Source organism: Methylocystis sp. Uni0008, from assembly GCF_056838045.1.
This window is the reverse complement of record NZ_CM166370.1, coordinates 92,446-102,961: the sequence shown is the minus strand read 5'-3', so window position 1 is coordinate 102,961 and position 10,516 is coordinate 92,446. Positions and strand designations below refer to the sequence as shown.

Annotated in this window: 10 protein-coding genes and 1 pseudogene; 3 read left to right on the top strand and 8 right to left on the bottom strand. The window is 55.7% G+C overall.

Features of this window, described 5'->3' with window-relative positions; genetic code table 11:
• Positions 1 to 90: 90 nt before the first annotated feature.
• From AC0X69_RS00505 to AC0X69_RS00470, 8 genes are all read right to left on the bottom strand, one after another.
• Complete coding sequence (locus AC0X69_RS00505) at positions 91 to 312, bottom strand: hypothetical protein (RefSeq protein ID WP_482610269.1); 222 nt, start codon at positions 310 to 312, stop codon at positions 91 to 93.
• On the bottom strand, positions 305 to 574 hold the full coding sequence (locus AC0X69_RS00500) for a DUF5659 domain-containing protein (protein WP_482610267.1): 270 nt from the start codon (positions 572 to 574) through the stop codon (positions 305 to 307). Before AC0X69_RS00500 ends, AC0X69_RS00505 begins: the two co-directional genes overlap by 8 nt.
• A gap of 26 nt (positions 575 to 600) precedes the next feature.
• Positions 601 to 1,374, bottom strand: a complete 774-nt coding sequence (locus AC0X69_RS00495; RefSeq protein ID WP_482610265.1) for an ImmA/IrrE family metallo-endopeptidase — start codon at positions 1,372 to 1,374, stop codon at positions 601 to 603.
• 53 nt (positions 1,375 to 1,427) lie between these two features.
• On the bottom strand, positions 1,428 to 1,775 hold the full coding sequence (locus tag AC0X69_RS00490) for a helix-turn-helix domain-containing protein (protein WP_482610263.1): 348 nt from the start codon (positions 1,773 to 1,775) through the stop codon (positions 1,428 to 1,430).
• A gap of 741 nt (positions 1,776 to 2,516) precedes the next feature.
• Entirely contained in the window at positions 2,517 to 3,281 is a 765-nt protein-coding gene (locus AC0X69_RS00485; protein ID WP_482610261.1) for a hypothetical protein, read from the bottom strand.
• Positions 3,282 to 3,501: 220 nt separating this feature from the next.
• Complete coding sequence (locus tag AC0X69_RS00480; RefSeq protein ID WP_482610259.1) at positions 3,502 to 4,275, bottom strand: hypothetical protein; 774 nt, start codon at positions 4,273 to 4,275, stop codon at positions 3,502 to 3,504.
• Between the two features lie 514 nt (positions 4,276 to 4,789).
• Positions 4,790 to 6,691, bottom strand: coding sequence for a GH25 family lysozyme (locus tag AC0X69_RS00475; protein ID WP_482610257.1), 1,902 nt, complete (start codon positions 6,689 to 6,691; stop codon positions 4,790 to 4,792).
• Between the two features lie 19 nt (positions 6,692 to 6,710).
• On the bottom strand, positions 6,711 to 7,679 hold the full coding sequence (locus AC0X69_RS00470; RefSeq protein ID WP_482610255.1) for a GH25 family lysozyme: 969 nt from the start codon (positions 7,677 to 7,679) through the stop codon (positions 6,711 to 6,713).
• A 549-nt stretch (positions 7,680 to 8,228) separates the two neighbouring features.
• Here AC0X69_RS00470 and tnpA point away from each other — a divergent pair.
• The 3 genes and pseudogenes from tnpA (at position 8,229) to tnpC (ending at position 10,513) form a co-directional block, all read left to right on the top strand.
• On the top strand, positions 8,229 to 8,630 hold the full coding sequence (tnpA, locus tag AC0X69_RS00465) for an IS66-like element accessory protein TnpA (RefSeq protein WP_482610253.1): 402 nt from the start codon (positions 8,229 to 8,231) through the stop codon (positions 8,628 to 8,630).
• Positions 8,627 to 8,983: an IS66 family insertion sequence element accessory protein TnpB gene (gene tnpB, locus AC0X69_RS00460; RefSeq protein WP_482610251.1), complete on the top strand. Its 357-nt coding sequence runs from the start codon at positions 8,627 to 8,629 to the stop codon at positions 8,981 to 8,983. The genes tnpA and tnpB overlap by 4 nt, the downstream gene beginning before the upstream one ends.
• Positions 8,984 to 9,033: 50 nt before the next feature.
• Positions 9,034 to 10,513, top strand: a pseudogene (tnpC, locus tag AC0X69_RS00455) (IS66 family transposase).
• The last annotated feature ends 3 nt before the right edge of the window (positions 10,514 to 10,516 follow it).

Genomic DNA, 10,516 nt, shown 5'->3' with positions numbered 1-10,516 from the left:
CCCACCGATGACGCTGGACCCAACAGGGATTTGCATCTTCAGGCGTCCCCGTCTCAGGGATCGCCGGCCGTTCTCATGTCTCGGGTTGCTTCAGCGTGGCACTTCGTCCTCAGGGATCGTGAACTTGTGGCTCTTGCCCGCCCGGATCACGAGCTGGCGCTTGCCGCCGTTGGCGACCTCGCAGGCGATCGAATAGTCGAAGAAGCCGTGCTTCAGGCCATCGACGACGAGCCCTTCGAGCCGGTCGAGAGCTTCGCGGACCTGCCCGCTTTTGGCGCGCTGGAATGGCGGGTTGGTTTCCGATTCAGCCATTGTGCAGCAATCCCTTCATGTCCTTGATGGTGGCGGCGAAGGCCAGCGGCCGAACGCTGGTCGCGTCGCCATAGAAGGCCATCACGTCGGCGCGCCGTGTGGCGCGATCCCGAAAGACGAACACCTTGCGCCGGCCCTCGTCGCGCAGGTTCACAAGCTCGTAGCCGGCGCAGCGCAGGAAACAGGCGAGATAGAAATCGCGCGTCTCGAACGCGGCGTCTGCCGGGTTCGGCTGCGCGCGGATCGCTCGTTCAGTTGACACTTGACGATCTCCTCAAAAAAAGGGGTTCATATGCCGTCTGACAGAAGCCGTTGAAGCGGCACCGTCCGATGCAGCAGGCCGAGCTTTTCTAGCCGGATGCGCATGGCGATCGGCGAGACGAGGAACTTCTCGGCGAAGGGCTTGGCGAAGCTTTCCAGCGCCTGATCGTCGCTTTCGGTGAAAGCAGCGCCGGGAGTGCGGCTCTCGAAGCGCGCGATCTCGACGAAGGGATGGTCGATCGGTTCGGAAGGCTGAAGAACCCGCTGCTTGCGATCGGGGAATGCATCGTCCCAAGCGGCGAAGATTAGCTTGCGCGGCATCAGCACGCAGGAGGCATAGAGGTCGGCCTGCAATTCGATCCGCGCCTTTGTCTGGCTAGTTCGGCAGATCACGCTCGGCGACGCTTTGGCATCGAGCAGCGAGGTTTGCGCTGGGTCCTTGCCGAACAGGCCGCGATGCAGGCGCCAGTGGCCGACCTCGTGCGCCGCCGTGTAGCGATAGCGCCCTTCCTTGGCCGGGTTGGCGTCAGGATCGAGGCTTTCGTCGATCACGATTCGCTTCTGCTCGAAGAAGATGGCGCCGAGGATATCGGGATCGGACCCGGTGCCCGAACGCGGCACGCCGAACAGACGGTTCGTGTCGTCGAACTCGATGCCGATCTTAAGGTGCTTTTCGATGATGTCGTCGATCGCGATAGGCGTCTCGATCGTGACGCCGCGCGTATGGGCATATTCGGCCAGGAGCGCGTGCGCGTCTTTTTCGATCGCCTCGTCGGGCACATAGGAAACGAACTTGGTCATTGATCGCCGATCCTCATCTGCATCTTCGAAATCGTCATCGCCCGATCAGGCGCTCACTTGTCTTTCGCCTTCTGCGCGTTGTGGGCCAGCCGTGCGATGTCTTCCGTGGTCAATCCTTTCGTAGTCCGCAGCAGCGCCGCCAGTTCAACCGGGTGGCGCTTGATGATGTCCGAAAGGTCGCTCGCCACCCGGCCCGCCCGCGCCAGCAACTCATCAACATCGCAGCCGATGATCTGCGCAATCGCCTTGACCTTGTCTTCGGCCGGTGGCGCGAACTCGTCCCGCTCCACCTTCGACAGATAGGTCGGGCTCACCCCGATCATCTTCGCCATTTCGCGCAAGCCGATGTCCTTAGCCTCACGTGAACGGCGGACGAACTCGCCGAACTTCTCCCCTGACATGCCGGTCTCTCCCGTCCCGTGTTTATAAACCACTTTACACGCGATTCGCGTCAATCCGTCAACTGATACCTAAACACTTTCGGTGGATGGCCGATCAGGCGGCGAGCCGAAGCTCGCGAACGTCCTCAAGAATGCGCCGGAAATCAGGGCTCGGCGCGAGGCACATGGTTCGATATTGCGATATGAAGGGGAGCCATCGCCTTTACTACTCTACGGCACGATGCTGCGCGCCAACGCCAGAAGGACCCAGTTAGGTGGTACTCTGAGCGCGATCTGGGTCTACGGACCTGGCAAGAATGAGGTCATGGCGTTCACCACATCGGCATCGACACGCTGGTCGATCTGAGAAATTCTAAATGGATAACCTCACGCTTCTGGAACGTTGAGAGCGCCAAATCCTCCATACCGGCGGCCTACGCCGGATGGCTACCGAGAATGTCGAAACGGCTTTCGAGGAGCCGTGTTTTTTCCCCTTGCACGTTAGGCGTCATCGAAAAAGCACATGGCCACATTGAATGGTGCCTGGATCGACGTGCTGCCCGCAAAAGCCGCTGGCATTGACTATGAATGGCCGGCGGTCCGCCAAATCTGCCGTGTGACGCGGTGGCACCAACGCAAAGCGAACGGTCAATCGCGAGCGCCGCGCGAAGAAATCGTTTATCTCATCACCGGACTGACGGCTTGACGCCTCGCCCAATCACGAGAACTCAGATATCTTCTTCGTCCACATGGCCTAATAGTTCATTGTAAACATTTCATAAGGCGTGCGATTCCGCCCCAGCGGGCAAAGGCTTCTTGCGCTCTTTGCGCCAACGCCTGCTCGTCTTGGTGATCGTAGCGTGCGGGCGCTACGTTATGCCCGAAGAAGACCCACAGCACTCTCGGATCGTCGATTTGACCCGCATAACGGTTACGGCGGGTTACGGTGTCGGTAATCTGCAGACCTGATACCGATCGGGCTAAGGCCGGAGTACCCTCCCCAATGCGCGGCCCGCCATCCCCGACAACGAATGGCACTGCGATACGCTTATTTCTATCCATTGCAACGCCGAAAGAGCCCATGGTTACGCCGTTTTGTTTTAGGGCGACATTGGCCGGAATGACTGCCGCAGGAATGTGTAGCGGGTTGATGTAGCGTTCTTGCACTGCCTCGTCAGCAATTGAAGTATCAGCAAAGGTAGTCGGTGAGACGTAAAAGCCCGTTCCATCCGACTGGACCACCGGTTTCACGCCTTTAACAGATCGTCCATGGATGCGTGCCTCTCCTTGGCCTAGGATCCCATACCAGCGGATCGCTCCGACCGATGAGTCATTCCACCCAGCGGCTTCTATACGAGCGAAGTCCTGCATGAAGCGTCCAGCGCAGGTTGCGTTATCGATGGACCCGTGATACCGAGCTCCGCTCGGGAGGAATACTTCCCCCGCGTTGCATAGATGAATCAACGCTCCCGCCGAGGCATTTTGGGGGTGATACGCACGATCATAGCCGTCAATATTGATGTTCATTTTAGCGAAGCCAGCAACGGTCCCGTCGGGCAGAATTTTCCCATTTCGCAACCCAGGGACCGTGGCAATGGATAATCCCTGGCATGATACCGTTTGAGCCACCACAGGTGAGGTAACTACGCTGATGGAAAGAATGATTATACACAGGACGCGCATTTCTTCCTCCGAATTGAAAGATTTTCTTTCGTAATGAAAGACCTTCGAAATTCGCTGCTGGCTGCTACTGTTGAGCCTCAGGGATTTTGAGCTCGAAGCTCTGGCGCTCAACGGTCGATGAGATCATCTGACTCGCAGCTTCTTGCGGTATGCGCATGTCTGCCTGGAAGTCAACACCTAGCGTCCGCTTACCGCCGTTGAACCGTGCCTGCTTCCAAGTGTATTGAAGAACAGGAGCTGCTTTCCATTCGAATCGCAGGCGCTCAACGCCTTCCTTCAGCCCTTTTGCAAGCTCGCCACCTAAATCTCTTCCGGAAATTACGTAAGCACCCGCTTGCCACGGAAATGGGATTTCTATTAGTTGATTACTTAGGGTTAAAGCAAGCGCATTACCGTTTAGCTGCGGTTTCGCATCAAATCCTATCCTGATGTCACCGGTAACACGTGGGGCTCCCGCACATGATGGCGATACATTGGCGCCGAACTCGATGTTAACTGCATCGTCCTTCGAAAGTGCGCGAAAATAGTTAAGTCTGTTCACAGTAACAAGGCACTTTGGGCTAGGCTTAAACTTGTATGGAATAGTTTTTTTAGAAACCCTAATAACGAAGGTTTCTAGCTTGTCTAGATTCAATGAAATATCTCCCCTCATCTTGGCATTTATTGAGTCTGCTTCTGTGACGCCATCCAACCATAGCGTAGCAGATGGCTTTAACGTTGCGCCCTTGGCCAAAACGTGCAGTTCAAACGGACCCAGGCGGAATTCCGAAGCAGAGGCGCTCAAGGAAGACGAGAGAAGAGTGGTTAGGGACATTAAAAAGACAGTTTTGGTGTTCATGTTTCTACCGAGCGGTTGGTTTAGGAGGCGACATCTTAATACGTATCTTCACGTGGGCGGACCGGGGCTGTCATCGGAATACTTCGGGACCGATTTTTCGATGTTAGCGATCTGATCGGGTGCCAGTTCGCATAGATCAAAAACATGATACGCTCCTCGCGCGATACCAGCTGAGCTTGGGCCTACCAATTATCATGGAAGCGTCGGCCTGTCTTCCGGTCTTCCCGCCCCATCGTCGCCCTTAGATAGGCGAAACGGGATCGGTGCGTTTAATTCCAGTCGCTGCTCTCCGACCTTCTTCCAGTCGACATCCCCCACGTAATGCGACAAGTCTTATTTCGTGGACTGGTTAAACACCTTAGGTTTCGGGCCGCCCCAGCAGACTACTTGCAGGGGGACGGTATTCTGAAATTCAAAGCTTTCCGGTCTCGAAAACCCTGAAACGAAGAAAAAACTGCCGAGTGAGCTTTTGGGTGGCATGTAGTGTTCCTTGCCACTCAGTGACCTTTCAAGGCTATTGCCCAGTGCCACGCGGGGGATCTTGAGTAATAACCGGGATTTGTGGGCTATACTTATCCTTTATATCAATTTTTTTCGTTACGCTTTCGACCAGAGCAGTATTTTCTGTTCCTTTTTTGAAGGCAACATACTGCTTCTCATTTCCAAAGAATACATCTCCATTAACATTGTCGCCGATACCCTTTACAGAAAGGTGAGCTGTATATTGCCAGATAGTCCAAGGATTTGATCCTGGCAGCCTTATGTCAGCCCCATTTAATGAGGACCCTGACTTATAAATTGCTAGCCAAATCATATATTTATCAAACGAATTATCAACGAATGTTGCGAGGGAATTCCGATTCCCAGATATAAGGGGTGTCTTTCCATAAGTATTTTTCAGCTTTGCCGCAAGCTCAACAATTCTTTTTCTAATATCAACAATGTTTGAACCCTTATAGCACTCATATTGCTTACGATTGAAGTTTTCTGGTGGAACTTGAAGCTCGATTGCAAAAGGTAGGTTATCAGCCTCGTTGGGAAGGCTTTCTCTTATCTGTTTGTGCTGGTCTTCCACTGTCATGCAGTAATCAAAGACGTGGTAGCCCCCACGATCAAGGCCAACGCGTTTGACTGCGGGCCAGTGCGAAGGAAAGCTTGGATCTTTCCCCGCCCAGCTACTAACACGCACATATGCAAACCGGAACTCGCTGCTCGCCGCCACCTTCTTCCAGTTTATGTCCCCTTCATGAACAGTGACATCAAGCCCTCTGATCGGATACTCCTCCTGAGCTCCAAAAACTTTGATATCGGGCCGCCCGGGAACACTGCTGAGCGGCCCTGGCGGGAGCGCAATAGCGGTTTGCCCCGAGGCTAATTTTATTGGAGACAAAAAGAAAAAACCGCCCCTTGACACCACGCTGCCAGCGACTGAACCTATCCAAGGTCTATCTAACTTTAGGATGCTCCCTTGATAGGGCATGCGGCTTTTATTGATCAAATCGAATTCCGTAACGAGATAATTCGACAAGGCCCCTAGCCGTGTGATCCCGCCCTGTTGGATCAAGCTGCCATCACCCGCAATGAGCCTCTGATAGTCGACATCAGCCTCGCCCGACGAAACACCTTTAATAATTGAGTCAAAAAAAACGCTGCCCTTTCCATCACCCAGTGACGCCACCTCCTTCTCCGCCGAGCCTGCAGTTAGCCCGTACGCGCCGGGCAGATCGCTGATACTCGGATTTCCGCCGCCTCGCTCGGTATCAAACACATTTCCTCCGTAGCAGGCATTTATCATCGCGAGGACGTGGAAATAGTTTGCCGCCAACGTATGGAGCCGCAATCGCAAGACGTCCATAGAATAATGGTTCGATGAATCTTCAACGGTCTTCGCGCCTGAAAGCAGAAATGCGGCGGGACGCGTCGGCAACTTGTTCAGTCCATGACCAGTATATGCAACAACCAAGCGCGCCTTCTGTTGGTATTCTACACCCTGCTGAGGAAGATAGTTTGTAAGGAAATATTCGATGTTCTGTAGCGTCGCGTTAGCATTCTCTAATAGTATGACTTCGTCAAATTTTTGACTATCAATAAAAAACTCCTTTAGATTGTTGGCATCTATCTTTGCAGCAGTTAGTTTCTGCATCTTAATTGGCAAAAGAGGATATTCACTATTGCTAATGATAAAGGCAATGGATCTAACGGGCCCATCCAATTCCGAGTTGACTTTTTGTGCGATTCGCGGGTCTGGGCTCGCAGATGAAGGCAAGAATACTTTGAAAAAAGCGCAGTATTTTTGATCCTCCACGGAGGGGCCGTCGTTTTGGCATTGATACGCGAAGGCGCCACCGCCATAGAACGTGGCCAAGAAGCTAGATAGCCAGAGAACTCGGAGGATGGCGGCCTTTGCATTGAACATCACAATAATCCTTAAACGACTAAAAGCGCCTGATGTCGAACGTGTCATAAAATTCCGCGTCGGATCCTTGAAATATGTTCGCGTCAAACGCTCCATCATAGCCCGCCGCTAACGTAGCCCCATCGGTGAATTGCCAAAGGACGGTTTTCAGATGTTTGGGTTTTTTTGGAACTTCGACAGCCCGTGAACTCTTTGAATAGTCGGCAGCCCAAACTGGATAGTGGAGATCTGCAAGCTCTTTCATCTTATCTTCGAGTCCCGGACGACCGCGGATCCAAGCCCGAGCTGTGTAGATGATAGGCTTCCGATGCGTTGAGCTTTCAACCGCGGCCAGCCACTTTTTTACAGAGCTGATAATTTCGTCCGCAGATTTATTAGCCCATTGATCCGATCCCGCCCTATTATCCCACTCCAAGTCTACCACTGGCGGCATATCCGTGTTCTTGAGGCCTCCGTTCGCATTCAAGACACGGATAAACGTGGCGGCTTGAGCCGCTCCGTCTCCGTTCGCGGAGAGAAAATGATATGCACCTCGATGGATCTTATGTCCGTCAGCTTGATTCCAGAAACTGCTGAATTTTCCATCGCGAAAGCCTGTGCCTTGGCTTGCCTTCATAAAAATAAATTTGACTTGCTTTCGTTCAAGATCTTTTACAGGGAGACCCTCTTTTTGATGATGACTGACATCGATGCCAAAGATGCTGTTTATCCTGTTGTGACCTTCGACGACGTCCCAAATGGTGTCATTTGGAAACCGAAATGGCCCGTAAAGGTTGAACAGTTCTATCGACTCTGACGCTAAGTTCTTATCTTCGCTTTCTGCTGCTGCTTTAACAAGGCCAAATAGCTCTTGCCGGGATGGGTCGTCGGTAAGGAGCTGTATGTCGGAAAGATCATCTTGCGTTTGCGCACCGGCATATATGACGCCTCCGAGCAAGGCCGAAACCAGTGCAGATGTTGTCGCAAGCTTGAGTTTTAGTGATTTCATCACTTGGTCCCTTCCGCAATATCATTACAAAAGTCGGCGCGATGCGCCCTTCGCCGCCCGTTGATCGAAAAAATTGAGTTCGGAAAAACACACACCGAAGCGTCTTAGTTGCTAACCGTGGATCTTCGCGTGTCCTGTCCTACGACCTCGCATATTCCGTCACCATCTCGTACCGCGTCGAGCTTACGCATAACGAAGCGGGCGTCCAGGGTAAAGTTAACCCGTGCGCGGTAAAGACACGGATGTCTCGAACCCGTCGAGGTCAGCGCTCGAGACGTAGTCTCCGGGCGCTCAGAGATTGACGGTGTAATCGTCGTATTCCCCGTTCCTGATCGCCCACCAAGCTCGCTGGGTGGTAGCGATCGTCCTATACGTCGCCTGATCGGGGCGCAAAACGGTAGAAGCGTCACGAAAATAGCGAACGCAGCGCCGACAATTCATATGTAGAAGTCTTAACTTAATCGTAACCGGCGCGACCACCCCATCTCGCGTTAGTTGGCGCGATGAGCGAGACTCGCCGCGATCGATTGGCCGGAGGTGACAAATTCCATGCATCAGGTCAGGCATGATGCCGACTCGTATCGACGCATCGAGGTGATCACGGGCGGACGTCGGCGGCGCGACTGGAGCGATGAGGAAAAGGCGCGGATCGTCGCGGAGAGCGCGGATCCGGACGCCAACATTTCCGAGGTCGCACGGCGCAACGGGGTGATTCGCGGTTTGCTGACTGTGTGGTGCCGTCGGGCGCGTGAAGCGTCGCATGGCGCGTCACTGTTCGCGCAGGTGCGGGTCGAGAGCCCCGCCGTCGGCGCGGTCCCCGTCGTAACGGATTGCGCGGCGCCGGACGACCGGATCGAAATCGAGATCGCTAATGCGCGCGTGTTCGTTCCGTCAGGCGCCGACGCTGCGACGCTGAAAAATGTCGTCGCGGCGCTGAAGTCGACGCGGTGATCTCGTTCGGATCGCAAGCGCGCGTGTTCGTGGCGACGGAGCCGGTCGACTTCCGCAGAGGCGTGCATGGGCTGGTCGCCTTGGTTGCGGAGGGTTTGAAGGGCGATCCGTACAGCGGAGACGTGTTCGTCTTCAGGTCGAAGCCCGCCGACAGATTGAAGTTTCTGATTTTCGACGGAACCGGAATGATCTTGGCGACGAAGTGGCTCGAAGAGGGCCGTTTTACATGGCCGCCGATCCGGGCGGGAACGATGCAATTGACGCCGACGCAATTCGCGATGCTGTTCGAGGGCGCGAGCGAGTGGCGTTGGATGGAACAGCATGTTGTGAAGCGGCCGGCGATTGTCGCTTGAAACACTTGGTTTTGCTGGCGTTTCGGCGCGGTTCACGTTAGCTTCGCCTTATGCCGCTTCGACCCGAAGACCTCTCTCGCGATCCTGCCGCGCTGACCGAAATGGCGCTCGCGTTGCAGGGTGAGAACGACGCTCTTCGCGCGGAAATCGCGATGCTGAAAACGCTGATTTTCGGAACACGCTCCGAACGCGCGGCGGTCGTGTGCGCCGAACAACTGGCTTTCGGTCTGGGAAGCGACGCAGCTGCGCCGGCTGCGGCGAATGATGACGATACGGCGTCGCGCCCAGCCGGCAAGGCGCGCGCCAAGGCCCGGCGCAACATCGGCGCGCTTCCGGCGCATCTGCCCCGTTGCGAGCAGGTGATCGAACCTGCTTCGACGTTCTGCCCGTGTTGCGCGACGCAAATGCGCCGGATCGGCGAAGATGTCGCCGAAGCGCTCGACCGTGTTCCAGCGCGGTTGCGCGTGTTGCGGACGATCCGCCCCAAATACGCTTGCCGCGCCTGCGAGGGACCAATCGTCCAGGCGAAAGCGCCGGCGCGGCTTATCGAGGGCGGCATGGCGACGACGGCGCTGATCGCGCATATCGCCGCGGCGAAATACGCGTGGCAGTCGACGCTCTATCGTCAATCCCGGATTCTCGCGGGCTGGGGCGTGGTCGTCGACCGCGCACGGCTTTGGGCGACTGTTCTGCGGCGAGACGCCGATGCCGGTGCTTGCGCCGGGCCGGGGTCGAACGCGAACCTGCCAATTCTGGGCGCACGCGACAGATGATCGGTCCTGGCAGGGACCCGCGCCGCCAGCAGTCGCCTATGTGTTCGCAGGCGGCCGGGGCAAGAAGGAGATCGCTGGACAACTCTCCGGCTTCGAGGGCGTGTTGCACGTCGACGGCTACGCCGCCTATGCGTCCCTCGCGGGCGGAAAAGAGACGCCGGGCAAGATCCGTTTGACCTATTGCCTTGTTCATGCGCGCCGCAACATCGTGAAGGTCCACAAGACGACGAACTCGCCCTTCGCCAAGGAGGTGATCGAGCGGATCGGCGCGGTCTATGCGATCGAGGAGCGGATCCGCGGTCTCGCCGCCGACCAGCGTCGTGCGGCGCGTCGGGCGGAAACGAAGCCACTGATGGAGGCCTTGAAGGTTCGTCTCGAGGCGGTGAAGGACGGCGTCTCTCGCCAATCGACGTTGATCAAGGCGATCAATTACATGCTCGAGCGCTGGGATGGGTTGACGGCGTTCCTCGACGATGGTCGGCTGGAGCCGGACACGAATGCCGTGGAGCGATCGATCCGACATATCAGCATTGGAAAAAAGAACAGTCTGTTCAGCGGGGACGAAGGCGGCGGAGAGACCTGGGCGATCCTGGCTTCGCTCCTGAACACGGCAAAATTGCATGGCGTCGACCCCGAGACTTATCTGGCCGACGTCCTCGAACGCATGGTCAGCGGCGCCACGAAAAGCAGCCGGCTCCACGAACTTCTGGTCTGGAACTGGAAAGCCGCGCGCGAGCAGGAGACCCGTGCCGCGTGAGCC

Excerpts from the sequence above, each read along its gene's own strand:
- AC0X69_RS00485 (WP_482610261.1), bottom strand. The coding sequence starts at position 3,281 with ATGAACATCAATATTGACGGCTATGATCGTGCGTATCACCCCCAAAAT.
- tnpA (WP_482610253.1), top strand. The coding sequence starts at position 8,229 with ATGCATCAGGTCAGGCATGATGCCGACTCGTATCGACGCATCGAGGTG.
- AC0X69_RS00480 (WP_482610259.1), bottom strand. The coding sequence starts at position 4,275 with ATGAACACCAAAACTGTCTTTTTAATGTCCCTAACCACTCTTCTCTCG.
- AC0X69_RS00495 (WP_482610265.1), bottom strand. The coding sequence starts at position 1,374 with ATGACCAAGTTCGTTTCCTATGTGCCCGACGAGGCGATCGAAAAAGAC.
- AC0X69_RS00490 (WP_482610263.1), bottom strand. The coding sequence starts at position 1,775 with ATGTCAGGGGAGAAGTTCGGCGAGTTCGTCCGCCGTTCACGTGAGGCT.
- AC0X69_RS00505 (WP_482610269.1), bottom strand. The coding sequence starts at position 312 with ATGGCTGAATCGGAAACCAACCCGCCATTCCAGCGCGCCAAAAGCGGG.
- AC0X69_RS00475 (WP_482610257.1), bottom strand. The coding sequence starts at position 6,691 with ATGTTCAATGCAAAGGCCGCCATCCTCCGAGTTCTCTGGCTATCTAGC.
- AC0X69_RS00470 (WP_482610255.1), bottom strand. The coding sequence starts at position 7,679 with ATGAAATCACTAAAACTCAAGCTTGCGACAACATCTGCACTGGTTTCG.